The organism is Limnobacter olei (assembly GCF_029087225.1).
Classification (GTDB): Bacteria; Pseudomonadota; Gammaproteobacteria; order Burkholderiales; family Burkholderiaceae_B; genus Limnobacter; species Limnobacter olei.
On sequence record NZ_JARFJD010000007.1, the window covers coordinates 1 to 26,596 of the forward strand.

Annotated in this window: 28 protein-coding genes; 12 read left to right on the forward strand and 16 right to left on the reverse strand. The window is 50.0% G+C overall.

Features of this window, described 5'->3' with window-relative positions; all coding sequences use genetic code 11:
- Positions 1 to 628 precede the first annotated feature (628 nt).
- A complete protein-coding gene (locus PY990_RS05115; RefSeq protein WP_275270698.1) occupies positions 629 to 925 on the forward strand; it encodes a type II toxin-antitoxin system MqsR family toxin in 297 nt (98 codons plus the stop codon).
- 2 nt (positions 926 to 927) lie between these two features.
- Positions 928 to 1,329 carry a type II toxin-antitoxin system MqsA family antitoxin gene (locus PY990_RS05120; RefSeq protein ID WP_275270699.1) on the forward strand — a complete coding sequence of 134 codons (402 nt, stop codon included), beginning with the start codon at positions 928 to 930 and terminating at the stop codon, positions 1,327 to 1,329.
- Between the two features lie 75 nt (positions 1,330 to 1,404).
- Here the strand turns inward: PY990_RS05120 and PY990_RS05125 are convergent, their stop codons facing one another.
- The 4 genes from PY990_RS05125 to PY990_RS05140 all read right to left on the reverse strand — a co-directional run bounded on the left by PY990_RS05125 (position 1,405) and on the right by PY990_RS05140 (position 4,224).
- The gene (locus PY990_RS05125) at positions 1,405 to 2,157 is read right to left on the reverse strand and encodes a surface-adhesin E family protein (protein WP_275270700.1); all 753 of its coding nucleotides are present in this window, start codon (positions 2,155 to 2,157) and stop codon (positions 1,405 to 1,407) included.
- Between the two features lie 78 nt (positions 2,158 to 2,235).
- Entirely contained in the window at positions 2,236 to 2,949 is a 714-nt protein-coding gene (locus PY990_RS05130; RefSeq protein ID WP_275270701.1) for a phage antirepressor KilAC domain-containing protein, read from the reverse strand.
- A gap of 14 nt (positions 2,950 to 2,963) precedes the next feature.
- On the reverse strand, positions 2,964 to 3,266 hold the full coding sequence (locus PY990_RS05135) for a hypothetical protein (protein WP_275270702.1): 303 nt from the start codon (positions 3,264 to 3,266) through the stop codon (positions 2,964 to 2,966).
- A 748-nt stretch (positions 3,267 to 4,014) separates the two neighbouring features.
- Positions 4,015 to 4,224 (reverse strand): hypothetical protein, encoded by a 210-nt coding sequence (locus tag PY990_RS05140; protein ID WP_275270878.1) that lies wholly within the window; start codon positions 4,222 to 4,224, stop codon positions 4,015 to 4,017.
- Here PY990_RS05140 and PY990_RS05145 point away from each other — a divergent pair.
- From PY990_RS05145 to PY990_RS05185, 9 genes are all read left to right on the forward strand, one after another.
- A complete protein-coding gene (locus tag PY990_RS05145) occupies positions 4,223 to 4,534 on the forward strand; it encodes a hypothetical protein (protein ID WP_275270873.1) in 312 nt (103 codons plus the stop codon). The two genes, PY990_RS05140 and PY990_RS05145, sit on opposite strands and share 2 nt — an antisense overlap.
- Before the next feature lie 90 nt (positions 4,535 to 4,624).
- Positions 4,625 to 5,353: a fimbrial biogenesis chaperone gene (locus PY990_RS05150; RefSeq protein WP_275270703.1), complete on the forward strand. Its 729-nt coding sequence runs from the start codon at positions 4,625 to 4,627 to the stop codon at positions 5,351 to 5,353.
- Positions 5,354 to 5,370: 17 nt separating this feature from the next.
- Entirely contained in the window at positions 5,371 to 7,683 is a 2,313-nt protein-coding gene (locus PY990_RS05155; RefSeq protein WP_275270704.1) for a fimbria/pilus outer membrane usher protein, read from the forward strand.
- Positions 7,665 to 8,198, forward strand: a complete 534-nt coding sequence (locus PY990_RS05160) for a spore coat protein U domain-containing protein (RefSeq protein ID WP_275270705.1) — start codon at positions 7,665 to 7,667, stop codon at positions 8,196 to 8,198. Before PY990_RS05155 ends, PY990_RS05160 begins: the two co-directional genes overlap by 19 nt.
- A 19-nt stretch (positions 8,199 to 8,217) precedes the next feature.
- On the forward strand, positions 8,218 to 8,841 hold the full coding sequence (locus PY990_RS05165; RefSeq protein ID WP_275270706.1) for a hypothetical protein: 624 nt from the start codon (positions 8,218 to 8,220) through the stop codon (positions 8,839 to 8,841).
- The gene (locus PY990_RS05170; RefSeq protein ID WP_275270707.1) at positions 8,841 to 9,206 is read left to right on the forward strand and encodes a DoxX family protein; all 366 of its coding nucleotides are present in this window, start codon (positions 8,841 to 8,843) and stop codon (positions 9,204 to 9,206) included. Before PY990_RS05165 ends, PY990_RS05170 begins: the two co-directional genes overlap by 1 nt.
- A 69-nt stretch (positions 9,207 to 9,275) precedes the next feature.
- Positions 9,276 to 10,916: a long-chain-fatty-acid--CoA ligase gene (locus PY990_RS05175; protein WP_275270708.1), complete on the forward strand. Its 1,641-nt coding sequence runs from the start codon at positions 9,276 to 9,278 to the stop codon at positions 10,914 to 10,916.
- 116 nt (positions 10,917 to 11,032) lie between these two features.
- Positions 11,033 to 11,866, forward strand: a complete 834-nt coding sequence (locus PY990_RS05180) for a phosphate/phosphite/phosphonate ABC transporter substrate-binding protein (RefSeq protein ID WP_275270709.1) — start codon at positions 11,033 to 11,035, stop codon at positions 11,864 to 11,866.
- 18 nt (positions 11,867 to 11,884) lie between these two features.
- Positions 11,885 to 13,306: an ATP-binding protein gene (locus PY990_RS05185; protein ID WP_275270710.1), complete on the forward strand. Its 1,422-nt coding sequence runs from the start codon at positions 11,885 to 11,887 to the stop codon at positions 13,304 to 13,306.
- A 10-nt stretch (positions 13,307 to 13,316) separates the two neighbouring features.
- On the opposite strand, the gene msrA is transcribed toward PY990_RS05185, so the two are convergent.
- From msrA to PY990_RS05200, 3 genes are read right to left on the reverse strand one after another with little or no spacing between them, the layout of a single operon-like run.
- Positions 13,317 to 13,919 (reverse strand): peptide-methionine (S)-S-oxide reductase MsrA, encoded by a 603-nt coding sequence (gene msrA / locus PY990_RS05190; RefSeq protein ID WP_275270711.1) that lies wholly within the window; start codon positions 13,917 to 13,919, stop codon positions 13,317 to 13,319.
- A gap of 4 nt (positions 13,920 to 13,923) precedes the next feature.
- Positions 13,924 to 14,427: a peptide-methionine (R)-S-oxide reductase MsrB gene (msrB, locus tag PY990_RS05195; protein WP_105029891.1), complete on the reverse strand. Its 504-nt coding sequence runs from the start codon at positions 14,425 to 14,427 to the stop codon at positions 13,924 to 13,926.
- A 35-nt stretch (positions 14,428 to 14,462) separates the two neighbouring features.
- Positions 14,463 to 15,272 (reverse strand): DUF1223 domain-containing protein, encoded by an 810-nt coding sequence (locus PY990_RS05200; protein WP_275270712.1) that lies wholly within the window; start codon positions 15,270 to 15,272, stop codon positions 14,463 to 14,465.
- Between the two features lie 222 nt (positions 15,273 to 15,494).
- On the opposite strand from PY990_RS05200, the gene PY990_RS05205 reads away from it, so the two are divergent.
- The gene (locus PY990_RS05205; RefSeq protein ID WP_105029274.1) at positions 15,495 to 16,541 is read left to right on the forward strand and encodes an asparaginase; all 1,047 of its coding nucleotides are present in this window, start codon (positions 15,495 to 15,497) and stop codon (positions 16,539 to 16,541) included.
- Positions 16,542 to 16,556: 15 nt separating this feature from the next.
- Here PY990_RS05205 and PY990_RS05210 read toward each other — a convergent pair whose 3' ends face one another.
- The 9 genes from PY990_RS05210 to PY990_RS05250 form a co-directional block, all read right to left on the reverse strand.
- Positions 16,557 to 17,255, reverse strand: a complete 699-nt coding sequence (locus PY990_RS05210) for a hypothetical protein (RefSeq protein ID WP_275270713.1) — start codon at positions 17,253 to 17,255, stop codon at positions 16,557 to 16,559.
- Positions 17,256 to 17,258: 3 nt separating this feature from the next.
- A complete protein-coding gene (locus tag PY990_RS05215) occupies positions 17,259 to 17,627 on the reverse strand; it encodes a VOC family protein (protein ID WP_105029272.1) in 369 nt (122 codons plus the stop codon).
- Between the two features lie 34 nt (positions 17,628 to 17,661).
- A complete protein-coding gene (locus tag PY990_RS05220; RefSeq protein WP_275270714.1) occupies positions 17,662 to 19,410 on the reverse strand; it encodes an N-acyl-D-amino-acid deacylase family protein in 1,749 nt (582 codons plus the stop codon).
- 64 nt (positions 19,411 to 19,474) lie between these two features.
- Positions 19,475 to 20,542 (reverse strand): MBL fold metallo-hydrolase, encoded by a 1,068-nt coding sequence (locus PY990_RS05225; protein WP_275270715.1) that lies wholly within the window; start codon positions 20,540 to 20,542, stop codon positions 19,475 to 19,477.
- A gap of 12 nt (positions 20,543 to 20,554) precedes the next feature.
- The gene (locus tag PY990_RS05230) at positions 20,555 to 22,897 is read right to left on the reverse strand and encodes a DUF3604 domain-containing protein (RefSeq protein WP_275270716.1); all 2,343 of its coding nucleotides are present in this window, start codon (positions 22,895 to 22,897) and stop codon (positions 20,555 to 20,557) included.
- Positions 22,890 to 23,894 carry a HupE/UreJ family protein gene (locus tag PY990_RS05235; RefSeq protein WP_275270717.1) on the reverse strand — a complete coding sequence of 335 codons (1,005 nt, stop codon included), beginning with the start codon at positions 23,892 to 23,894 and terminating at the stop codon, positions 22,890 to 22,892. Before PY990_RS05235 ends, PY990_RS05230 begins: the two co-directional genes overlap by 8 nt.
- Positions 23,891 to 24,694, reverse strand: a complete 804-nt coding sequence (locus tag PY990_RS05240) for a peptidylprolyl isomerase (RefSeq protein ID WP_275270718.1) — start codon at positions 24,692 to 24,694, stop codon at positions 23,891 to 23,893. Before PY990_RS05240 ends, PY990_RS05235 begins: the two co-directional genes overlap by 4 nt.
- A gap of 7 nt (positions 24,695 to 24,701) precedes the next feature.
- Positions 24,702 to 25,451 (reverse strand): SDR family NAD(P)-dependent oxidoreductase, encoded by a 750-nt coding sequence (locus PY990_RS05245; RefSeq protein WP_275270719.1) that lies wholly within the window; start codon positions 25,449 to 25,451, stop codon positions 24,702 to 24,704.
- A complete protein-coding gene (locus tag PY990_RS05250) occupies positions 25,448 to 26,578 on the reverse strand; it encodes a glutathione S-transferase family protein (protein WP_275270720.1) in 1,131 nt (376 codons plus the stop codon). The genes PY990_RS05245 and PY990_RS05250 overlap by 4 nt, the downstream gene beginning before the upstream one ends.
- Between the last annotated feature and the right edge of the window lie 18 nt (positions 26,579 to 26,596).

Consider the following 26,596-nt stretch of genomic DNA (forward strand, 5'->3'; position numbering starts at 1 on the left):
CGTCGCCCCAGGTGGCGACCAGTGAAAAAAATTGGCTCAGTGTTTTTTGTCAAATGTCTCTTGCCGTTCCTCGATTGTTGAAAAAATTCAGCGCAAACCAACTTTTCCGGCCTTCCAGTGATTTGTTTTGATGTTGTTGATAGGCAGGTATACCCAACGCAAAAAATTAGCACAGCAGGCTTATTTTGAATCCTTTCGAATTGTGCTCGAAACGCTTCGCGGTTGCCTTGGTCGCCCCCTGGGGTGACGAATTGTTTAAAGAAGTGGTTAATGGTTCCTGGTTAATGGTTAGTTGGAGTGCCGTGTCTCGTTCGTTGAACAGACGTTGAACGAACGTTGAACGGGTGTTGAACATGTGTTGATCGCCCGATGCCTTTTTTTATCGAAAAAACCTTTTTCGATAGTTTTTCTATGCGCCCACCCCAATTGCTAAACTTTTTAGGGAGCACATCTTTGGTGATGGTGTTCTGTTGGCTTTCCTGTTCAAAATTCGTTGTGGCTGTGTTGAACGATCGCTCAACACCCGTTCAACGTTCGTTGAATTTTTAACCATAATGGGTTGCTGTTCATCTTGTGAATGTGATGTGGTTGACTTGTGAATGCTAACCAAGTAGGTTAGTATTTCGGCATGGAGAAACCAACCCCACACTGTAAATTAAGCAAAGTCTTGGAGCTCTTGGAGTCTGGTAAGGTTCGTGCAACTCGATCGGCCATACTGGGGGCCACTTCACTGGGGTTTGATTTCCAGGAAATGCTGGCCGTTGTGAAGTCTTTGAAATCAAAAGATTTTCACAAGAGCATGACTACCCACGCTGATCACACAATTTGGCAAGATGTTTATCGACCGAGTACATCAGCGGGTGATGTTTATCTCAAGCTAACGGTCGTTGATGATGTTCTGATTGTTTCATTCAAGGAGCTTTGATCATGAAATGTCCTGTTTGCGGTGCGGCGGAACTGATCCATGACACCCGCGACTTGCCTTACACCTACAAAGGTGAATCCACTGTTATTTCTGCGGTAACTGCGGATTTTTGCCCGGCCTGTGATGAGTCCATCACTGACATCGCTGAGACTGATCGCGTTATGCGCGAAATGCTGGAGTTCAACAAACAGGTGAATGCGGCCATTGTTGACCCTGCATTCATCGTTAATGTGAGGAAGAAACTCGACCTGGGCCAAAAAGAAGCAAGTGAGATTTTTGGCGGTGGTGTTAACGCATTCTCGCGATATGAGAACGGCAAAACCAAACCGCCACTGGCCCTTGTCAAGTTATTGAAAATTCTTGATCGTCATCCAGATTTGCTCAACGAAGTGAAAGCTGTTTGATTCAAAATCTATTTTGTAAGGCCATATTTTTTTACAAATCAGATTTTTTGACAACTCATTTACTGGGTTGACAAGTCAATACATGGCGCACAATTTTTCTTTAATCATTTCTGCTACAGTTCCTGGAACTATTAGAGAAAAACTCCGCTCATGATTCTCTGATTTTTCAATTAATTCACCTTTTGATGAGTATTCAAAATACGAAAGGAGTGCGTGTTTATTTTCGTGGCAATTAATTTTGTGGAAAGTTTTTGAATATCTTGAGTTAGATTTTTCTGTCAGTTTGTACATCCAATCCTTTCTATCTTCTTTGCGCACCTCTGAATATGATGGAATTATTGTATTTTCAAAGTGACGCATTTCAATCCATGCATATAAGTTGCCATTTTCTTTTTTTAGAGTGTCTGAAATTAAAAAATATCCTTGATCTGATGAGTTATTCCCAAGAAAAATATGCATCCGATCATTTACGGGTTGTTGTGTGCACGATGATCGAAATTGATCGAGTGACTCTGAAAATCTAATATCTTTGTCAAAAAAATCATTTGCATTTGGTTCTGTTAGAATGTCCGCATCAATTGGACCCAAAAGATAGAAATTTTTGTTTGAACAATTAAAAATGGATTTCCAGTAAAACGGTTTGCAAGACGCTTCTTCTGTCACTGGGCAAATCGGAATATTAATTATTAAAATTTTTGAATTGCCTGCATTTGCTAAAACGCGTTCGACCACTGTTTTATCAAAAAACATTTTTTTCTCTGCAATTACTTGCTGAGAAATAAATAAACTCAAAAGAAATATAATTGTTTTTTTCAGAGTTGTTTTCATGTGAATCCTTTGGTTAGCTCCCCTGCGTGGGTACATGCAGGGGAGTTTATCATCGGTCAACAAAAAACCGCCATCGGATCAACTTCCGATTATTGGTGCTAGGCTTTGGGCAATTTTGGCCATACCTTTGGCCGTGATACGTGCCTGGGTATTGGTCCATTCGGTGCCATCGCTTTTTTCCCCGGTTGTAATTTTGTGCTCCATCAGACCGGCTTGAATCTTGTCTGAATATGCAAGAAGCTCAGAACCCATGGGGCGACGGTAAATCCATCGTTGCTGAATCAAAAAGCTGCGAAGCCATTTTTCTTGAACTTGCAGGTTTTTTGCAGCGTCCCGGATGCAGAAACTGCCTTGACTGGCGGTGGCCAGTCTGTCCAGTGCATGGGCTTTGGGCGCCACCAATGCCAACTGTGCTTCCGCTTTGGCTTTTTGCTCGGCCATATCAGCCGCAAGCCTTAATGCTTCGGGCAACGATTGAGGCACCAGGGTGGTGGGTTTTGCTGCACGCTCTTCTAGTTCTTGCCAGCGGTCGATTATTTTGGCGGTGAATTCAGGGCAGAGTTGAGCGACCACCACCAAGCTGTCTCGTTTTCTCAGGTGGTACTCTTTAACAAATCTTGGGCCAGGCCCATCATTTGGTACTTCCGCCAGCGGCGGGAGTGTAATTACACCTCTCTCAGAAAGCCGTTCGATTGATCGCTTAACATCGTCGTGGCGCGATTCAACCAAAATTGCGATTTCACGGCTGCTCATGGTCAAGGTGCCGGACTGAATCATTGTGATTGCATTCATGGTGTTCGCCTCCCTTATGCCACGTCAACTTGAACACACCAGACCAAATCATTGGCCCAAAGTGATTTGTGGGGATCGAGCAGGCACTTTTTGGCACGTTGCAATGATCGTTGCTGGCCCGACTGGTGCCATTTGATGATGTGCCGGTGGTTTTCGGGGAAATGCAGGTGATCTGGAACCAAGCCTTCTTTGCGAAGTTGTTCCTCGGTGCCGAAATACCTGGAATGCAGACCCGGAATGCACGAGACGTACACATCCTGATTTAAATCGATTGCGAGATTCGTGGGCGCGAATGTCCCGAGATTGAGAGTGCTCATTGCAGTTTTCCTTGTAACGGTTAGGTAACCGCCAACCCCCGACCAAGAGGGTGGGCAGAACTGTGCAGGTTGGTCGACCGAGTACAAGGGCTCGGCAGGGGTTACCCCCTCCCACACAGTCTGCCCAATGGACTACTGCGTTGCGCAATAAAAAAGCCGCATACCTGTAGGTGCGGCCTTACATGCACCTTGTAACTTCGGGCGACCAAGCCCGTTCGTGTTTTTTTCCACGACGAACGTAGGTTATGCTCATACTGTTTTCTTTGTCAAGTTGCCTGCTTTTTCGCAAGTGAAATTCAAGTGACTTTCAAGTGAATTAGGGTACAAAACAGGCCCTTTTTGGGTAGCGGGGCCATTTTAAATGTTAATTAAATCAACAACTTGCAATTGCGGAACTGGCTACGAACCAAGGGGTCGTGGGTTCGAATCCTGCCAGCCGCACCAAATTAAAAAAACCCTCGCTCAAAAGGCGAGGGTTTTTTGTTTTTTATTTCTCCATTTTAATCATTTTAACTCTTTCAAATCTTGTCAAAAAACATCGGTTTAATCGCACTACGTATTTGTCATGTGCGATTGTAATTATTGCGTATAGAGATTTAATTTGTATTAAATAATGAGGACTAATTTGTTAACAATGTATAAAAGCCCTGAAAAATCATAAATATACGTTGACCATGATTGTTGTCAGATGACAGTATCCGTTTGCGAGTTTGTAGCGGTTCACGGAACAGCGTGTGTTGAGAATCCCCTACATAAGACTACAGAACAACGTAGGTGCTCCAACAGTTTCCATCCAACTTCGACAAGCAAGGTAAATCATGAAAATCGTTAAAAACTCTTTGGTTGCTGCAATCGCTCTGGCCACTTCTTCAGTTGCTTTTGCACAGTCAACAACAACTGCAAATTTTTCAGTTTCAGCATCGGTTCTGGCTTTTTGTAAAGTCAGCGCAAACAACATCGTGATTGCACCAATCACGGCCGGTGACACCACTGGCCCCAAGTCGAGCACTGGTGGCGTGAGTGTTAACTGTACCAATGCTACAACCTACACCTTGGGCGTTCCTGCCACACTGACTCTGGGTTTGGCTGGCGGCGGTTTTGATATTCCCTCAACCTTGGCGATCGCTGCACCTAGTGGCACTGGCGCTGGTTTTGGTGCAGGTAAGGTTCAGTCACACACTGTGACAGCGACCATTCAAGAAGCTGCATATGAAAACGCACGTGCCGGTAACTACTCCGCGACAACGACTGTGACATTGACTTATTAATTCATTCAGGCACATTGTATTGATGCTTAGCAGAGCCCCGGCCAAGCGCCGGGGTTTTGTTTTTTATTAATTACTTTCTGCCACAGGCCTATGAATATCTGGACAAAAATTTCTGCATTTATTCTGCTTTCGATCGCCAGTATCGGCGCACAGGCAGGTAACTTCACTGTGTCTTCGGTGAACATTTCAATGCCGTCGCGTCAGCCAACATACGCGTTGACAATTACCAATGAATCCTCGGACGAACCACTGTCCATGCAACTGGATACTTTTTTGTGGTCACAGAAAGACGGTCAGGAAGTGTACGAAGCCAGCAAAGACATTTTGATCAGCCCCAGGGTGTTCAACATTGCGCCAGCGGCCTCTCAAATAGTTCGAATTGCGCTTCGCAATCGCCAAGACTTTCCAGTTGAACAAACTTACAGATTGTTCGTGAAAGAAATTCCTTCCGAGAAGCCACTCGAAGAGGGTGGCGTTCGCGTTGCTTTGCAAATGAATATACCTGTGCACATCGTGCCCTCCAAGGTGGAGAAAAAGCCGCTCGAGTTCAAGTATCTGAAGTTGCCAGACGGAAGCCTGGCCCTGAGCGCGCACAACCCTGGCAACGTGTATGTGAAAGCAGTCGAAGTAAAAATTATTGATACAGCCACAGGTTTACCACTGGAGTCGGCCCCACCGGTCATACAAGTGTTGTCGGGGGCAACCAAGATTTTCCCTTTGGCTGCAGCAGGCGCAAGCACTCTGCCCGGCAAAAAGCTGAAAATTCAAGCAATAGGTGAAGGACTATTGATTGATCAAACTGTTTCCTTCGACAACTGATCCGGCATTGGTGATCAATGCCTTACTTTTTGCTTATTCTTGGCGCACTGCTGTTCCAGATCAAGGCAGCGAATGGGCAAGAAGTTCAGTTGAACACATCGGCTTTTCAAGAGTTGGTAGTACAGGTTCGAATCAACGGTACTGATTTGCCCGATCCCTCGGTTGTTTTGTTTGGCGTTACCAATGATCTGTATGCGCAAGAACAGGAACTCTCAGTGTGGCGAATTGATTCCAACGGCTTGCCAACAATTGACTACGGTGGTTCTGTTTATTACAAAGTACCGATCGCTGAGGGCACTAGTTATGTGCTTGATGAAAAAAATCTTTTTTTGCAATTCAACGCTGCTGCAGAACGCTTTATTTCACGATCGATGAGTTACCAGTCGGCCAGCAATCAAGGTACTTTGACTTCGGGTTTTGGCGCCTTTTTCAACTATGATTTGTCCAGCACCACGATTGACAGTGAAAACTTCACTTCTGCATTTCTGGAGCCGGCAGTGTTCACACCGTATGGTGTGGGTTCAAGCAACTTTTTTGTTTCCCAGTCGCCCAGCCAGTCTGGAGCCATTCGGCTGAATTCGACCTGGGAAATGGATTTGCCGAATTCAGTGGCCTCGCTTCGCCTGGGAGACTCGATTTCAAAGGCCGCACCCTGGAGCATCAGTAATCGTATTGGCGGCATTCAATACGCCACAAACTTTCGTACCCAACCCTATTTGACATCCAGTCCCTTGAGGGCTGCTACCGGCATTGCTACGGCACCTTCTACTGTCGAGGTATTTGTGAACAATGTGCTTCAGTCGCGCCGACAAGTTGCCCCGGGTCCTTTCAATATTGACAATATTCCTTCCAGCACTGGCGTGGGCGATGTACGGGTTGTGATTCGCGACGCATCGGGTCGGGAACAGATTTTGAGTCAGTCGTTTTATCAAAGCCCGGGTTTGTTGCGCAATGGTCAGCATGACTTTTCTTATGAACTGGGCCAACTTCGACGTAACTTTGGACGAGAAAGTAGCGACTATGGAGATTCTCTCATCAGTGCAACGCATCGTTACGGTTTCACTGATAATTTCACGGCTGGCTTTCATGTGGAATCAAGTGAAAGCAGCCGTGTGGCGGGCGGTGGCGTTGTGCAGGCATTGGCGGGTTTCGGAGCTGTTAACTTCGATTTGGCTGCAAGCCAATCGGATCAAGGTTCTGGCGCCCTGACAGTGCTCGGTTTTGAGCGACAGGCCCGCACCTCGGCCATTGGTGTTCAGTATCAGCAAGCGTCAGATGACTTTCGCTTGATTTCTGAATTTGGTCCCCAACGCACCACTTCACATGCCTTTAATTCAAGATTTTCCTACGGTTTTGGTGAATTTGGCGCGGTGTCCTTTACCTATTCATCGTCCGAGTTTGCAGGCATTCCGAACGAAACATTGTCGACTGCTTACTTTTTGCAGTTGTTCGGCAAATTATCGGTCAGTTTGTCGTACACCCAATCGTTGCTTGCTGACGGTCAGAGTTCCTTTTTCTTGAGTGCTTTCATGCCTTTGGATCAAACAAGATCCACCGCTTATCAGGTCAGCAAGTCGGGCAATGACAAACTGTTTGCGAGCGCACAGTTTCGCAAGAGCCTTCCGCTGGGGCTTGGTACGGGCTTCGGCCTGGAGGCTGGTTTGAACAATACGTACCGAGCTGAAGTGGCCCGTAACTTCAGCTACTCCACGGTGACTGCTTCAGCCAGTTCCCAGCAGGGGCAAAGTAGCCAAAGTGTGGGTGCTTCTGGCAGCGCGGTGTTCATGGACGGTGGTGTTTATTTGTCGAGGCGCCTGAATGACAGTTTTGGCGTGGTGAGGGTTAAAGGCTTTGAGGGGGTGACCGTGTTTGCTGAGAACCAGGCGGTGGGGCGAACCAATTCAGCGGGCACCTTGGTGGTGCCCAATTTAAGATCCTATGAGGACAACCGTATTTCAATTGAACAGGCAGACTTGCCATTTGAAGTGGAAATTGGCGCGACTGAGCTCGTTGGTGTTCCGTATTACCGAAGTGGTGTGGTGCTCGATTTTCCCGTGCGGCTTGTCCGGTCTGTGACTTTCGTTTTGAAAGATGCCGAAGGCAACGATGTGCCTTCGGGATCGCCAATATTCAAGCGTGATGGGGCCCGCATTAACCTTGTGGTGGGCACTGAAGGTTTGGTTTATTTGGCGGATGCACCCGATTCTGCTGCTTACACTGCGCGATGGAAGGGCGGTGAGTGTAATTTTGAATTTGATTTGAACAAGAGTGCGCGTAGTAGTGACTCGCCAATTGACTTGGGAATAATGAAATGCTCGACCGTTCATTGAACACATTTTTTTCAGTACTCCTGGCAGTGGCCGGGCTCGGGTTGCTGGGTGGCGAGGCTCATGCAGGCGAAGTCAGCTCATGCTCAGTGGGAGGCGGTACCCTGGCATTTGGAAACTATCAGCCCTCCAATGGCAACAGGACCACCGTGGGTAGTGTACAAATGAGTTGTACCTGTAGGGGTATCAGCACGACGACTGTTTCGGGTAGCACCTTTGTAGCCCTGTCGGATTCACCCAGCAACGCAAGTAGGCTGCTACAAAATCTGGGTAGTACGTTAACCTATGGCGTTTATTCTGATGCGAACTACAGTAATGCTTACCCCAGCGTAGCAGGCTCTGCTGTGTTCTCATTCACAGGCAATTGTCCGTTTGGTCTGGGCAATTCACAGAAACCACTTTCATTTACTACCCCCCCCACTTTTATGCTGTATGGGCGAATACTGGATGTTGGTACCAATCTGAATGCCAGCGCGGGTTTGTACACGGGTACTTTGACCTTGACAATCAGCTACTGACATGGCTGAGGAGAAAAAAATGGGTTTCTTTCACAAATTATCAGCCATCACAGCCATGTTGTTTGTGATGCAGGGTTCGCTTGCGAACGCACAAACCGCGATTGCGAATCCACGCGTTTCTGTTGAAATTGGCGCAACAACAACCGCATCTGCAGTCACTCAGCCAGCCATTATAACCATCGTGAAATCGTCCACAGCCCCAGGCAATTCAAGTCGCAACAATGGCAATGGCCGTGGTCTTGCGATTAATTACACTTCAACCATAGTGGGGGGGTGTCAAGGGGCGACTTCAGAAGGCTGTTTTTCAATCCGAACCAACACAACACCGATTGTCTCTGTTCCCCTGACTTTTGTGAACAACCGACTTAGTATGTTGAAGGGCAGCAAAATTCATTATCTGGACGATCAGGTCAACAGCGTTTCTGTCAGTCTGTTCCAAGACAGCACACAAATTGGAAAATCGGTCAGTCTGTCACCCGGTGGGGCCGGTGTAATCACATTTAATATGGACGATGTTGATCAGTTGTTAACGCGTGAATTTAGAATTGTGTATCAACTCGACCTTAAAACCCAACCTGAAGACGGCACTTACACGGGAACGTGGCCTATCATTCTGGGCACCATCAGCTTGATTAATCCTTAATGTTTCCAGTTTCTGTTTTATTGGTTTCGATATTCTTTGTTGGCGCAGGCTTTCTGCATTTTGTGTTGCTGGATTTTTTCTCCAGCATCGTGCCTCCGTATTTCACCAATCCGGAAGCTCTCGTCAAAATTAGTGGTGTCTTTGAAATTTTGGGTGGTATTGGCATTCTGATTGAACGTACCCGCCAGTGGGCTGCGTATGGGTTGATTGCGCTTTGTGTAGCTGTGTTGCCCGCCAACATTCATATGGCCATGAATCCGGATCAATTTCCCGATATTCCCGTGGTTCTCCTGTATTTGCGCTTGCCCTTGCAGGCTTTGGTGATCTGGGTCATCTGGAAGGCCGGTCAAAGTAGGCACTTCTAAAAATAGAATAAAAATTACAGTTCTCTGCGGTACACTTTAAAAAAATACAACGCAGAGGAGACGGAAACGATGTTGAAGCCAGGTCTGATGATGAAGCAGGAGATGCTGCTTTCTTCAATTTTGGTGCATGCCGAACGTTTTTACGGCTGGCAAGAAGTGGTAAGCCGCAGGGTTGAAGGTGACCTGCACCGAATCACCTTCAAGGCCATGGCAGCACGTGCTCGGCAACTTGCCAATGCCTTGCATGCCTTGAATATTCAGCAAGGCGAGAACATTGCCACGATTGCGTGGAACAGTCATCGTCACATCGAAGTTTATTATGCCGTGGCGGGCATGGGGGCGATTACTCACACCTTGAACCCCAGATACACGCCTCAGCAGTTGATTTACATCATCAATCACGCGCAAGACTCCACCATCTTTTTCGACCTCACCTTTGCGTCCCTGATCAAGGCGATCGCTCCACATTGCCCCAGCGTTAAAAACTGGATTTTGTTGATTGACGAAGACAAGATGCCTTCGGACCCACCCGTGGCTGGTTTGTTGAATTACGAAACCTTGCTCAAGGCGCAAAACGATGACTATGTGTGGCCCGAGTTTGATGAAAATTCAGCCTGTACCCTGTGTTACACCTCCGGCACCACGGGCAACCCGAAAGGTATTCTGTATTCGCACCGGTCCACCATGTTGCACGCCATGATGTCCAATTGCGCGGATGCAATTGCGTTGACCCGAAAAGACACTTTATTGCCCGTTGTGCCCATGTTTCATGTGAATGCTTGGGGCTTGCCCTATGCCGCGTTGATGACAGGCTGCAAACTGGTCATGCCTGGTCCGCAACTGGATGGCCCTTCTATTTACAGTTTGCTGGAAAGCGAGAAGGTAACCGTGGCCGCGGGCGTACCGACCATTTGGCTGGGTTTGATCAATCACATGAAGCAAAACGGACTGACGTTCAGTACCTTGAAACGCTCGCTGGTGGGTGGCTCGGCCGTGCCCGTCAGTTTGATCAAAGAATTTGACGAAATGGGCGTGGAGCTGATGCAGGGTTGGGGCAGCACAGAAATGTCGCCCTTGGGTACAGTTTCCAAACTGAGCGGTGATGAGCGCAGTTTGCCCAAACAGGAGCAATACGAGATTGTCGCCAAGCAAGGGCGCACCATTTTTGGCGTGGACATGAAATTGCTGGCTGAAGATGGCACTGAATTGCCCTGGGATTTTGAGCAAAGCGGCGAGTTGCATGTGCGTGGCCACTGGGTATTGCACGAGTACTACGGTGGTGATGGTGCAAAAGCCTTCAGCCACGATGCCACGGGGAAACGCTGGTTTGCCACTGGAGACGTGGCCCGCATGGCGCCGGACGGCTTGATGCAAATTACTGATCGCACCAAAGACGTGATCAAATCGGGCGGGGAGTGGATCAGTTCAATTGATCTTGAAAACATTGCCATGTCTCACCCGGCGGTGCTTCAGTCTGCGGTGATCGCCATTCCCCATGAAAAGTGGAACGAGCGCCCCCTGCTGATTGTTGTGAAAAGGCCTGGTGCAGAAGTCAGCAAACAAGACATTCTGAATTTCTATGAAGGCCGTATTACCAAAATGCACATTCCCGACGATGTTGAGTTTGTAGACGCCATGCCGATTGGCGCAACAGGCAAGGTGCAAAAGTCGGAGTTGCGAGAGAAATTCAAAGGCTTGCGATTTGTGTAAGTGCGACAGAATGTATAAGGAAAGTTAAATTGTGAAATTTTCATCGTTTAATGGTTTAACTTTTCAATCATTGCTTTATCCTTGCCCTTTGACAATCAAGATGGGGCAGTCCAAGCATGTTGCGTTTGTTAATTTCCCTGTGTTTGCTGATGAGCAGCCTGCAGGCCCAAGCACAGCAACCGGTCTACAGGTTCTCGCCAGTTAATCAGTGGGACATTCCCAAAACAGCGGCCTACTGGAACCCGATTATTCAATATGTCAGCCAGCAAAGCGGTGTTCAGCTTGAACTCAAAATCGGCAGAACTTCTGCCGATACCACTGCCTACGTATTGGCTCAAGAAGTCGAGTTTGTGTTTTCAAATCATCTGTTCAGCCCAGAGCGTGACAAGTTGGGCTGGAAGGTTTTTGGGCGACGCACCGGGCCTGCCTTGCAGGGTCAGATCGCGGTACTCGACAATTCTCCAATTCGAACGCTTGAAGAGCTGAGCAAGCAAGACATGGTTTTTGCTGGCCCGGAGGCTTTCGTTGGCTACCGGGTGCCACAGGCTGAATTGATGAATCGCGGAATCGAGGTGAATGCAGTATTTGCTGGCAACCAGAACGCGGCATTTGCTCAATTGTTGGCAGGCAAAGCAAAAGCAGTGGGCAGCAATTCGGCTTTGATCGATGGTTTCACAGAAAAGCAGGGCACCAAATTCCGGGTGCTTTGGACGTCGGAGTCTTACCTGGATTTGGCTTTGATGGCTTCTGGCAAGGTGAGCACAAAAGATGTACGTGCCGTCACCAACGCTTTTATCAATATGCACAAAAGCAAAGCAGGTGCATTGATTCTCAAGCAGGCCTCCGAGTCGGTGGGTATGGATCCGAACAGCCACTTCCTGCCTGCCTATGACAAGGATTATGAAAGTTATCGCCGTTTTTATGCCACTGCACCCATGGCGGTGCGTTAATGCCAGTGTGACCTTGCGATGAAGCGAATTCGTCTATTGCCATCATCGCTGATTGGTCGCGTGTTTTTGTTATACACCGTGGCTTTGCTTTTGTTCGTTACCATCAGTTTTATAGCGTTCTCTCGTTTTCAGTACCACAGTACGCTGGAAGAGGCTCAAGACTCGGCCAACATGATGATTGAAGTGGTTGCTCAAACCGTGTCAGACAGCGCGGTAATCGGCGATTACGACACCATTCAGCGCACATTGAACAAGGCAATTGCAGGCTCCCGGTTTGCATCTGCCAAGTTTATTGATTTGACGGGGGGCATTATTCGAAGTGAAAACTCTGCCATTCTAAAAAGCACTGCCCCCGCTTGGTTGCGGGACAAAGTGGCCGAGCAACTTTACGACGTGAACCGGGCCATTAACGCTGGTGGTTATGACTACGGCGTGTTGCGCTTTACCTTTGCCGTCGATGCGATTGCTGAAGGTTTTTGGGGCTTGATTCGTGTGGCCATGCTCAGTGCTGTTGGTGGCTTGATTGGCGGCATGTTAATTATCTGGTTTCCCTTGAAACGTTGGTTGGGTGCACTTGAACGCGTTGAAACCTTTGACGTCGTGCCGTCCAGTGACATTGGCGATGACTCAGAATTGTTGATTGAGAATTTGCCCACCGAGTTTCGACCTGCCTTCGAGAAGTTGAAGCGAACCACAGAACACTTGGACGGTGAGTCCAAAGCCAAAGAAGTTGCAGAAAGTGCCAACCGCGCCAAAAGCGAATTTCTCGCCAATATGAGTCATGAAATTCGAACTCCGCTCAATGGCATTATCGGCATGACCGAACTAACGCTGGAAACCAAACTGACCAAGGTTCAACGAGAGTTTTTGCAGGTGGCCAACGACTCGGCCAACACCTTGTTGTTGATCGTGAATGAAATACTGGACTTCTCGAAAATTGAAGCAGGCATGATGACCATTGACACGGTGGTGTTCGATCCAAAGCGAATATTTGAACAGGCATTGGGCCCAATGATTCCACGGGCCAAATCAAAATGCCTAGAGTTGCAGTGCACTTTCTCAGAGGGTTTCCCAAAAGAATTTGCTGGCGACCCGGTACGCCTTTTGCAAATCATCAACAACATGGTGGGCAATGCGATCAAATTCACAGAGCGCGGTGGCGTATACATTCAAGTGCAGGCAGGCAAAGATATGCACGGGGCTCAATTGCTGAAATGCTCAATTCGCGACACAGGCATTGGCGTACCGTTTGAAAAGGTCAGTGCAATTTTCAAGCCTTTTGAGCAGGCCGACTCGTCGATTACCCGAAATTTTGGAGGCACGGGCCTTGGGCTGACCATTACCCGAAGATTGGTGGAGTTGATGCGTGGCGAAGTGTGGCTAGAGAGTCAGGTGGGTGTGGGCAGCACCTTCCATTTCTCTCTGCCAGAAATGCGTTAATGGGTGGCAATTAGCGACTGGCTTTGGGGCCCCACAATTCCTCAAGGCGTTTGTCCCGTCCACAGCCGTTGCGGTAATAGCCGTAGCGAATAGGGTTTTTAATGTAGTAGTCCTGGTGGTATTCCTCAGCGGGATAAAATTTCACCACTGGCGCAACTTCCGTGTAAATGGTTTTGAATTTGCCAGTGGCCTGTAGTTTGGCTTTGCTGGCTTCAGCAATTTTTTTCTGTTCCTCATTCAGGTAATAAAACCCGCTTCGGTATTGGGTGCCACCATCGCAAAACTGGCGGTTTTTCACGGTGGGGTCGATGGTTTTCCAGAAGTACTCGACCAATTGGCTGTAGCTTACTTTGGTGTCGTCGTAAGTCACTTCAACCACCTCGGTGTGGTCCGTGCGGCCGGCACTTACTACCTTGTAATCCGGGTCTTTGTATTGCCCACCGGCGTAGCCCGAAATTGTTTTCAACACGCCAGGCACTTTGTCAAAGTCAGCCTCGGTGCACCAAAAGCAGCCGCCTCCAAACACCGCGGTTTTTGTTTCAGCCTGTGCGCCTGTCGCAGCAAGCAAGCCCAAGGCTACGGCTAATGTTGTTTTGAGTTTCATATATGTCATTTTTTTACGCCTTGCGCACTGCGGGTAATGTTTGACCTTCGGGAACGAAAGCCAATGCCAGGCCGTTGTTGCAATATCGCTTGCCGGTCGGGGCAGGGCCGTCGTCAAACACATGGCCCTGGTGGCCGCCACAATTGCTGCAGTGGTATTCGGTGCGCGGCAAAATCAATTTGTAATCGGTTTTGGTATTCAATGCGCTTTTGTTGGCATCAAAAAAACTGGGCCAGCCTGTTCCACTGTCGTATTTGTACTGGGAGGGGAACAGAGGCAAATTGCATGCTGCGCACACATAGGTGCCTTTGCGTTTCTCGTCGTTCAAGGGGCTGGAGAACGGGCGTTCAGTGGCCTCTTTGAACAACACGTTGTACTGGTCTTTCTTGATGATTTTCAGCCATTCGGCTTCGGTTTTGTTCAGTTTGTTCATGCTGGCAATTGCACTCATGGGTTTTGTGATCATCAGTCCTGCGCCGAATACGGCAAGTCCTGCTAACAGGGTACGACGTTGCATGTTTGTGTTTCCTTTTTCAATCACTCAATCAATATTCAACTGCACTGGCTCAAAGCCCTTGGTGCATTCAATGCCTGAAGCACAGTATTGGATTCATTGTTCTCAACAATAACGCCTAGTCCTACATTACTCTGGTTCCAGTCGGCTGGCAGTGTGTGCCTGAACACCTGTATTCTGGATCCGGGGGATACCTTTTTCGCATCGCTCAGGTACCGAACCACCCGATCATGCTTCAATAGCTCTCCCCGATTTTCTCCCGCTTTCACTTGTTGGCTTAAACCGTCTTCGTAGAAGGCCACGTATACGCGTCCACCGGAATAGCGCTCATCCAGCCATTCGGTTTTTACCTGAACTTCGACCTGATTGGCGCCCTTTCGTTCAAGCGAAACTTGCAGGCCCACGGGGGCTTTGTCTTGTTCCATCGCCGACAATCTCTGCGGAATAAGCCCTGCCTGGCCCCAGCGGCGAACTTCCCGGTTCGAGAATACATACTGCGGTGTGTAAATTTGACTTACATTTCCAGCCCGTTTGTGGGCGTATTGCCGCTCGGTGAATTGCTTTTTGGAGTAGGGGTCTTCCCAGCCAATGTAATTCCAGTAATCCACATGGAATGAAAGCGCCAGAATACTGCTTGATCGCTCTGGGGTAGTGAGTTGCCTGCTTAACCATCGGTCGGCAGGCGGACAACTGCTACAGCCTTCTGAGGTGTAAAGCTCGGCGACAATCATGCGCTCAGCAGGGCTTGTCCAATTGCAGTTAACTTGCTGGCCCAAAGCAGGCGCAGAGCCAAGCCCAAGAAGAGCCAAAGCACCAGTGCCCGCCATGAAGTTCAAGCAATTTGTCATACAACCCTCCGCCTGCCGCGTTCTGTTCAGGAGAGTATTCGCCGGATTTCACCGAAAGGTTACATCGCGACTCCTAGCAAATTCTGCGATTGTTAACAAGTGTGGCAAGTCCTGTGGCTACTCCGACTAAGTGACCCGTGGGTAATTTACTTACCCTGTTAGAGTTAACCAGCCTCGACAAACCAAGTGTTGAGGCCAATTTCATAAAAACAGGAGAATGGGATGAAATTAAAAGCCTTGCTCGCGTCAGCCTTGCTGACCACTACCTTTGCCGTACACGCTCAAGACAAACCCGTGGTGCAGTTCATTGCTACGGGAGGCACCATTGCCATGAAAATTGATCCAGTGAAAAACGCACCCGTGCCGGCCATTTCAGGCGAAGACCTTTTGGCCACCGTGCCGGATGTGGGTAAGTACGCCAACATTCAGGTCAAGAGCTTGTCCAATGTGCCTTCTGACTATATGGACCCGCCACGTTGGGTACAGTTGACCAAGGAAGTTAATGCAGCCTTGGCTCGTCCTGAGGTTGCCGGTGTGATTGTTTCTCATGGTACCGATACGCTTGAGGAAACAGCATTTTGGTTGGACCTCACCGTGCGTTCAGATAAACCAGTGGTGTTGATCGGGGCGCAGCGAAATGCGTCGTCTTCTGATTTTGACGGCCCTCGCAATTTGCTGAATGCAGTGCGCATCGCCGTGGATGCACAGTCCAAAAACAAGGGCGTGATGCTGGCCATGAATAATCAGATCAATGCTGCGCGTTACGTGACCAAAACCCACACTCAGAATGTTGAAACCTTCCAAAGCGGTGCGTTTGGTTTGATTGGTGAGGTTTACCCAGACCGTGTCATGTACGCCACCACACCGCTGCGTCGCCAAACATTTCAGCTGGTAGATGGTCCCATGCCTGAAGTAGAAATTGTCGCCATGTATGGCGGTGCCACAGGTGCGGCTTTGCGCAATGCAGTTGATCGTGGTGTGAAGGGCATTGTGGTTCAGGCGTTGGGTATGGGCAATATGAACGTACCCATGTTTGAAGCGGTTCAATATGCCTTGTCGAAGAATGTACCCGTGGTGATCTCTACTCGAGTTCACCAAGGCCGCGTGATGGCGAACTACGGTTTTGTGGGCGGTGGTAAAACTACATTTGACGCGGGTGCAATTATGGCCGACGACTTGTCGCCTCAAAAAGCACGTATTTTGCTGATGCTGGCGATGCAATCGGGCATTAACAAAAAGGCTGACTTGCAGCCTTTGTTTGACCGATAAGTTGTAGCAATTCGTTCAGGCGATGTGAGCCACTGGAAATGTCATCTGAAACTGGGTGATTTCCAGTGCGGTGACCACATCGCCAATGTCTATATCGGGAAAGGCATTGCCCAGGTTTTGCAACACATGCACGTTTGCAAAACGGGCTTTGCCTTTCGCACTTGGGCTGTATAAAAATTCCTGACCTTGCCAGCGTTGGCCCAAGGTTTTCATGAAACCTGGCACCAAACCCGTGTTGATCGGAAAAGAAAAGCCCTTGCCCCGATAAGCCAGGTCAAATTGAGGGATGCCATCTTGATGCAGGCTGATTTCCTGCAGATTTTCCGGGCCCTGTGCAACATCGAAGTTGCACAGGTTTTTCGGAATGCCCCAATTGATTCGACCATTTTTCACACTGCTTGCACTGCTCACCACAATGTTGCTGATGGTCAACAGGCGTTTGCTCCCCAGCTTTTCGCTGAATTGCGCCGTGCCAGGAATGTATAGCAGCTCTTTGTAAGGGCCTGCATTGGAGTGCGTGTAGTCCACATACATCAACACGCTGACCGGGCTTTTTAAGGTGTCGCGAATGTCCAGTGGAATGCGGGTGTCAGCCATCAGCTTTTCAGCTTTGCTGCGCATGACCACAATCAGGCCTTTACCGTTGAGTGTCCAAGGCGCAGGCACTTCTTCAAGACCTGCGAACTCGTCAATGGTTGGATCAACTGAATTCAAGCTTTAGCCCATCTTGAAAATATTCATCTTGTGCCCGTCGGGTGTGCGAAAGTAAGCGGCATAAAAGCCGGGCATGCGTTCACCCGGTGCGCCTTCACAGGTACAGCCCAGTGTTTTTGCATGGGCATAAAACGCGTCAACCTGGGCACGGTCCTTGGCGGTCAGTGCCACCATGGTGCCATTGCCTACGGTTGCCGCCTGGCCGTTGGCAGGCTTTAGCAATCCAATAAAGGGACTTGCCATGCTGGTGCCCCAAAAAATGCCATGTGGCAGTTCCAGAATTCGTTTCGCACCGAGGGGGGCAAACAACTTGTCAAAATATTCGCCGCTTTTGGGCAGATCGTTGGTGCCTAAAGTAATGTATCCAATCATCGTACTTCTCCGTGGATTCTCTGTTTTTAAGTGTTCAGGTTTTTGCTGGCAGGAATTGCCCGTAACCCATTTTTTTGCCGAGCTCGGGCACAACGGCCTCGTTCTCGACTGCTATCTTGCCATTAATCAGCACGTGTTTGACAACACCTGGGTTGCGGTTTACCAAACGTTGCAAGCCGAAGTTTTCCATGTCGCCCCAAGTGACCTGTTCCAGATTCTGACCTAGTGCATCCGGGTTTAACACCACCAAATCTGCGCGGTCACCGACCCGAATTTTTCCAGCCTCAATGCCCAGCCAATCGGCTTGTTCACCAGTCAATCGCCACACCGCATGTTCCATGCTCATGATGGGTTTGCCTTCCTCAATGGTTTCCTTGACCAGTTTCAGGAAGCGCAGGGGCAGGTTGTAAAAGGCCATGTTGCGAATGTGCGCACCCGCATCACTAAAGGTGATCAAGGTGTGTTTGTCTTGCACCAGTTCGCGGATAACCTCGCGCTTGTGATTACCCACCGTGGTGTACCAGCGCAACTGGCGACCAAACTGAACCACCAAGTCGAGGAACAAATCGACCACATGCACTTTGCGGGCGCGGGCCACCTCATCAAAGTTTTTGCCTACCAAATTGGCATCGGGGCATTCAAGAATAATCGCATCACCGAAATCACGCTGCCATACGCGCGGGCTGAGTTTTTGCCCGTAAAACTTGCGGAACTGGCGGCGGTAATCCTCGTTTTGAAGCAGGCTGTTGCGCTCTACTTGGGTTCGCAGGTCCAGTGCCATTTCACCAGCACCGAACTCCTCAAAAAAAACTACATCAATACCATCGGCGTAAACAGTGAAGGGTGTGGGCAGTAATTGCCAGCGGAATGCCCCGCCTAGCCAGTTCACCACACGGCTTGAAATTTGCGCCATGGGGCGAACGGTTTTATTGCCCTTTAAATCGATGAGCGCAATTAGTGTGGTTTTTAGTGGTTTGCGAATCCAGCCCAGTGTTTCAATCAGGTATTCAAAAATTTGCAGCGGGTTGGCTGCGTTGGGAGCACCCTGGTGCACACGGCGGTATTTGCGCAAAATTTTATTCAGGCGGCGAAGTTCACCCCAGCGTGCATAGGTACTGGGCAGGCTTTTCGACCAGGCGCGATCGCCATCAATTTTGTCCCACTTCAGACACATGGTTGAAAGGCCCAGAAAACCCGCTTCCATAGCCTCGGTCAGCGTGGCTTCCATTTGCTGCATTTGCGCTTCAGTCGGCTTGATTTTGCGGTCAGTCGAATCCAACAAACCCATGGTGCCCACACGCAAATCGCTGTGGCCCAGAAATGAAATCAGGTTGGGGCCCAAAGGTTGTTTTTGCACAAACTCAACCCATTCGCGAGGTGTATTCCAGGTTTTTTTCTCTTGAAGAATGGGCAAGACCTTTTCACGCGGCACGGTTTCCACACGCGTGAAAATGTCGGATGCATCTTCGGCTTCGCTGCAAATCATGCTGAGCGAGCAACTGCCCACCAGCACAGTGGTTACACCGTGGCGAACCGATTCAGACAGGCTGGGTGCAACGATCATTTCTGCATCGTAGTGGGTGTGGGTATCCAGAAAGCCAGGGGTAATCCAGTGGCCGAAGGCATCAATCACTTTGGGCGTGCCTTGGTATTGCAAAGGTCTTTCACTGACTGCGGCAATGCGTCCGTCCTTGATCCCAATGTCGCGAAGGGCCGATGGGCCCCCAGTGCCATCGAAATAGCGTCCACCTGTGATGACTAAGTCGAAGGTCGAGGCTGTCATGTTTGTCTCCAATTCTCATTTTTTTCAAATGTAACAAGAAATCTTGTCGAATTGGAAAAAACTTTCATCGTCGGTCGTAAATCACCTCTTTGCTGCCCGTAGGAAGGCTGATGAAATCACCATCTTCCCCGATGCGGAAGGGCCCTTTGAACACATCGGGTGCCTTGCCCAGGAATATTTCCCGCAAGGGTGGTAGTGGCAAGGGTGGCACAATGTGGCTTAACACCACATGTCTAACCCCGGCCTCTTGAGCCAATACAGCCACATCTAGTGGGGTGGCGTGGTAATTGGGAATATCCGAGAAAATTTTGGCCAATTTGCTTCGATTGTTCTTGATGGCGGTCTCTTGCAAGCGGGCCACCAATTCGGGGCTCAGTGCTTCGTGCACCAAGAGGTCGGCGTTGCGGGCAGCGTCTTTTACTTGCGCATCGCTGGTGGTGTCACCACTTAGCACCACGGTTCGGCCTTTGTAAGTGATTCGATAACCGACCGCCGGGTTGATGGGCTGGTGATTCACTGCAAAAGCGTCTATCTGTAAATCGGGCAGTTGCAGTACGGTGGTGTAGATTCCTTTTTGTACTGTGAATTCATTCACATCGGCACCCGCCAGTTCGGGCGGCATGGTTGCCTCGCCATGGTGCGCGGTGCGGTAACCCGTGTCTTGTTGGTAAGCCGTTTCAAAACCCTTCATCACCTTTTGAATTCCACTGGGGCCATGCACAGTTAATTTTTGCCCGGCGGTGTGTTGCGCCCAACGGGTCATGAGTACCTCGCCAAGACCGTCAATGTGGTCCGAGTGAAAATGCGTTATAAACACGCCCTTGAGTTGACCGGTGGAGAATCCCATGGTGGAAATCTGTTTCGCTGCTGCGCTGCCTGCATCGAATAAAAACATGTCCTTGCCTGCGATGACCAAAGTGCAGGGCGCTGCCCGATCGGGGTCGGGGAAGGGCGAACCTGTTCCACACAGCCCAACATGCAAGCCGTCGCTGAGCGCAGCGATTGGGTCTTGCATGCGTTTGCTGGCCACTTTCTCGATCATGGCCAAGGTGATCTCGTGGCGCTGAACGTAAGCCACAGCGGCACCTGCGGCGATTAGAACGACAGCGCCAATCATCAGTTTCTTGACCATGTTTGTTCCTGCTTATTGTTTGTTGTTTATTGCCTGTTTAGGGCTTTCTACCCAAATCGGTGAGCTCCAGGCGCGTTCCTGCTGGGTAATGAAACGGAAGTCTCCTCGGAAATTTCCAGGTTCACCTTCAATGCGACAACAACCTTCAAACCCTGCAAAACCACTTTGTGCGGAAAACAGGCCATTGCCGGGTTGTAGCGCCTCGCATTGCACGCCTTTGGCTGTACACATTTTTGTGGTCCAGCGACAGGAGTTGTTTTCAAGTGCGCGCGCATAGTAGCTGGCACCTGTGCTGGCCTGGTATTGGGTGTCATGAAACACCGCACACATTTGTTCCGGGCCTTGTTGCTGAATGCTGCAATCGGAATTGGGCTGCGGCGCGTTGGCATTCTCAGCCAGTTTCAAAACCTGCTGCCTCAGGTCGCCCTTTGAATCGGCCCAGGTTTTAATCAACTCAAGCCGTTGCAGGGGTACACCGGCTTCCTCGCCGCCCGGGTCTTGAATGGCGTAGGCCACAATGTAGGGGCCCTTGTTTTTTACTTCCAGTGTGCCACCCATGGGTACACCTTCCACCAAACCTTCTTCGATCGGGCTGGCACCTGCGGCCAATTGTTCGCAAATATTGCTGGGGAAGGGTTTGCTGGAGGCCAGTGTACGAATGCGCATACGCGAGCCCGAGGTTGCAAAAGTCTCTCTGCGTTTCAGTGCGGCGAATATTTCCTTTCGTGTATTTTCTCGCGCCCACACGCCCGCCAGTCCGCCCGGTGTGAAATTGGATGCCACCGGGTTGAAGACGCGTTCTTCGCAGTTGTTGGGGTCTGCGGCCGATTCGGTGCTAAATGGCAATTTAAAGCCGGTGATGGAGTCGGTGGGCAATGGCCGCTGCTTGCATTCCCAGTTGCCCAAGGCCTCATGGGGTTCATCATCCAGCACACCGCCATGGCCCGAGTTTTTCGAAAATTTGGTTTTGTCGGTGTTGCCTGCGATGCCGTTGTGCGTATCGCTTGAGCCAATAAAACCATATTGATAAGGGTTCACCCCCAGCTTGCGTGCAATCGCACTGCCTTCCGGCAATACGTTACGGGCGTAATCCAGTGGGGCTGTACAATCGGCCGGGGTTGAGCCGCCAATGTCGCTGCCCGTGCATTCGCTGGCAGCGTGAATGCTTTTTCCTGTGCCTTGTAGCCGGTTGACCTGGCAAAACAGCGGGTCGTTGGCAGTGCCCTTGCACACCTTGGCGCATTCAGCAGGGTCGTCTGAATTGCCTTTGCACAGGGTTTTCCATTCTTCAAATCCGCAACCCGATTCCTCGCCGCCAGTCAGTCCTTTGTTAAACCCGGTGATGCATTCGCTGGCCCCCTTGTGCTGAACAATCTCGAACAAACGGTCAAGGGTGTTGCGCAACGTGGCATCAGCCAACGTCAGTGTGGTGTTGTTTCTGGCCAATGGTAGGCCAGTATCCGGCTGGCGTACACGGGCAAAACGCCCATCGCTTTGGTTGGTGCTGTGGGGAATGGTTACAACATCACAACCCTCTACATCGAGGCATTCGGTTTTCAGTCGATCAAACAAACCCCATTCATCGTTGGTGTTGTCGGTGGTGGGAATGGGTGGAATTGAACTGATCACATCGGCTGGTACTTTGGTGCCTTCGAAAATGACATTTCGATGCAGCACCTGGCCGCCTTTGTTGGATGAGAATTCATAACCATTGAAGGTGGTGAATTTGCAGGGCTGGTTTTCAGCATTCGCGATAGCCTGTATTTCTTCCCAGGTTCGCGTGCTTGGCACCCGGCTGCCTGCACTGGTGACCAGTTGCAGGTACAAAGGCACATTGCCGGTGATGAACACAGAGACGTTGTCACGAATTATTTGCCCCAGGGCACTGCAAGCGGGATTGGTGCCTGCTGGAACATTGCCCTGAAGCTCGCAAATATTGACAAAGGTGCCCAGTTGTTCGGCATGTTCAGTGACGGCTGCAAAATCCAGTGGGCGGCCAATATTGATTTGCCGCATGGGTGTATCCGGGTCTTCGCCGGATGGTAAAAATGCATTCTCACCTTTGGCAAATTGGTATGCTTCTCGAGGCCCATTGATAGAATTGAAGAAATAAGCGTCAAACGACAGTTTGGTGTGAATGTGTAAATCACCAAAAAAAGCCTGCTTCCTCACGCTGCTGCCCACACATTCCACATCTTCCGGGCGCTCTGCGGGGCTTACCGTAGTGGGTGTATCTGTTTGGGCCACATTGGTGTCGCTGGAGTTCAGGCAGGCCGAGAGGCTCAGTGCGAGAAGGGCCGGGATCAACAGGTGCGTTGGCAATAATCTGCGCACAACGGTGCAGTGTTTATACATAGCTGTGAATCCTTTCAAGCGTCCAATACAGAGCCGCACCGCCAATACACAGCGTAAGGGCATATTGGGCAAAGCGTGTGAAATTGGGCAGGTGGGTTTTTTCGAGCAGGGTGAATGTTGTGGCCAGCACGGTGACGATCCACAATTGGCCAATCTCGATACCCAGATTAAAAAGCAGCAAGGTGCTGAGAAGGGCGTCTTCCGGGAACCCCCGCTCTTCCATTGATAGGGCAAAGCCCGAGCCATGCAAAAGGCCAAAGGCAGCGATCAACAGCAGGTGAGACCAATTCGATGGTTGAGCAGGTTCTTTTCGCACCAGTTCCCAGGCAAGCCACAAGACGCTCAGTGCAATCCAGGCCTCGATCGCGCGAGTGGGCACTGCGATCCAGCCTAACACCAGCAAAGCCAGGGTCAGGCTGTGCCCCACGGTAAACAGTGTGAATTGCCCAATCAATTGCTTTGTATTTTGCTTCCGTTTTTTCCAAAGCAGGTAAAGCCCAGTAACAAACAATACATGGTCCAAACCAAACACAATGTGTTCAATTCCGATGCTGAGATATTCCAGAGGCGGTGTTCTTTGGGTGTCGGTTCCCAATGAAATACTGGCCTGTTTCGGTGTCAACACTGCGTGAACACGCTGACCTTGCTTTGGGCTAGCAAGAACAATGAGGTCGGGTGCAAGGCGGGTAAATCCGTTTGCAATAATTTCATGTTCAGCCAATGCGCTGCTGCAAAAGAAATTGCCGCGTTGTATCAGTTCTGTGTTGCCTTCCCACTCCGTGCTGACATCGCGCAATTCACAGACTGGCGCAAATTGAAAATCAATCGGAGGTATTTTGTCGTCTGAACCCACAGTGCGTTTGAATACAAACTGACCAGTTCCAGAGGCGCTTTCATGCACAATCAATGCAGAAGTACCCATCTCATGTGCGTAGCCATTTTCTCCTGCACCCAGTAAACCGATGCAGAGCGCCCATGCAACAAGCAGCCTATTCATAGTGCTTCCTTGATGGTGTAGGTGGCGCGCAAGGCAGCCAGGCCTGCGTCGTTCACCGCCTCACGTTGGGCTGCAATCAGGTCGGACCGAAGTTGATTGCCTGCTTCTTCAAGCGTCATGGTGCGGCCCGCATTTTTCTGGTGCACCTTGAACAGGTGTACCCCAAGTGGCGATTGCACCGCTTGCGACCACTCGCCAATGGGCAAGTCAAAAATTGTTTCACTGGTGACAACACCAAATTCTTTGGTGATCCGTTCCCGGCTCAGTAACCCCGAACCTGTTTGCAAGGGAAAGGGGTCAGAAATGATTTGTTGGCCTGCAAGTAAATCGTTGCGAGCAAGGCCTGCCTGATAGATAGCTTCGTCACCACGTTTGCCGCGGCTAAAGAAATGGTGGTCAAACACAATGGTTTGCTCGGTTTGATAGCGTTGGGCGTTTTGTTCCAGCCAGGTTTGAAGCTGCGCGTCGGTGGGGGGGGCTATTGGGGTTATGTCCTCCAGCAGAAAGCGCATTTTTTGCACCACGCGACGCTTTACAATCAAATCGTCTTTTTCCAAACCCAACTTCAAGCCTTCCCGGTAAAGAATTTCTTCATCGATGTAGGTGGCCATGGCTTGCTCGTAGTTTGCAGAACCAGCGGCCGGTGTGCCTGCCTGTAGCACTTGTTCGCGCACAAAGGCCCGCTGTGCCTCGCTTACTACCAGTTCATTGTTGGCAGCCTGCTCGCCGCTGCGCCATTCTAGAACGCCGATCAGAATGGCCACTGCAACGAATCCAAGTACGGAATAGGAGGGTTTCATGGCCTGTTCATTTCATGTAACGCCATACACCCGTGGGCATGTTGGCCAACAGGGGTTTCAACAGTTTCCAAGGGTAGCCAGGCACCACGCCCACACTGCGGCGTTTCTCAATGTGATTGGCCATTTCCCGGGCGGCTTGTTCCGCTGACACTAAGAATGGGAACTTGTCCATGTCATCCACAATTTCGGTTTTTACAAAGCCGGGAAGAATTTTGGTGAAATCTATTTTGTACTTTTTCAATTCAATTGCAGCTGCATCCAGGTACATGGAGAACCCTGCTTTGGTTGCACAATAGGCAGCTTGCTTTGGAATGGGGGTCAGCGAAGCCAGCGAGGAAATACCCACCACATGACCACTACCGGCTCGTTTGAACCACTCTACCGCAGCATTCACGGTGGCGATCGCGCCCAGCAAATTGGTTTGCATCAATCCCAACTCGTCATTCAACTGACCCTTGCCTATGCCGATTAACTTGTTAACACCAGCGTTCACGATGACCACATCAACCTGGTTTAAATGACTGAACAGGGTGTGCAATGTTGGCCCCACAGCGCTCGTGTTGTTGACATCAAGCTCGATGATCTCGACTTGCAGATTCTGGCAGCCGGGCTGCAGTGCAATTTCGGCACGCAGCGCTTCAAGTTTGTCCAGCCTGCGTGCAGCCAGTCCAAGGTTGTAACCACGCCGTGCAAATTCAAGGGCCAAGGCTTTTCCAATACCCGATGAGGCCCCTGTGATAACCACTGTTTTGCTCAAGCTGCTTTCTCCATGTGTTTTGGTGGCAATTCAGTCACTGCCACGGTCAATGCCCAGCGCTCTACACGAGGCAGGTTAAGGCGCAGAATATGTTCCGCGTTGTGTTGTTTCAGCCAAGTGCGAACATCGTGTTTGTCGCTGTCGGCCATGTCGGCATAGCAATCCAGAGCGCGCTGCATCATCCAGATCATGTAGGGAAGGGCGCCGCGCTTGAAGGGTTTTCCGCCCATGGTGGTCGTCACTTCACCAATGCGTCGGGGCAAACGCTGATTCAATCCGTTTTGCTGCGCATACCGCGTGGCCAACTCGCCAACCTGTGCCACCATGGGTATAAACTCTTCGAAGATCGATTTGAAAACCGGGTTCAAACTTGCAGGAATTTCATCGTTGCCCAAAAGGGCCATGCTTGAATGCACAGCCGGGTTTTTCATGCGTTCCAGCCAGGCATTCAAATGGGTTCTTGGTTCTATCAATTCGCGTTTGGGCCAGGGGTCACGGCCAAGGTGACCATACATGGTGCCCACCAAACCGAAGTCGCCCAGGCTTGGACGCTCGCCCAGTAAAAATGCAAATTGTTCGAAATGTCGGTTCAATGCGTCGAGCATGTGCACAGTCCATTCATTCATGGTGTCGTATTGCTCAGGCACTATTCCAACGAAAGGCAACATGCCTCGCAGCATTTTTGCGGGGCGTTGCGCTGCTTTGTTTTGCAAAAAACGTGGTGCCCACGGCAACAGGGCTTTTCCGGCGTCATGTTCAAACAAGGCGAAATTTTCTGGGTAATTCCAGCGTGTGTGCATGGCGATTGGAACCCACCATTCATCGCCCCAGGCCTCCAGCAACATGGAGGCGAATTCCTGTACCGGGGTGTCGGGTGTTACAGGGTTTTTGTGGTGTAGCGACTCAATGTAGTCAATGATCTCGCTGGTGTCCTGTATCCATTCGCCTGAAGGTGTTTTCAACACCGGCATTACAGCTGCACCAGTTTTTTTCTTGATGGTTCGGGTCAGCGTAAACAGGTTGACCGCTTTGAGCACGTGGTCGACTTGTTTGTAGCGCAAATAGCAAAGCGCCTTGCCTGTGAAATAGGACAAGTGCCAGCCATATAGAGTGTAGGTTTGTCTCATTTGACCCTTGTTTGCGGG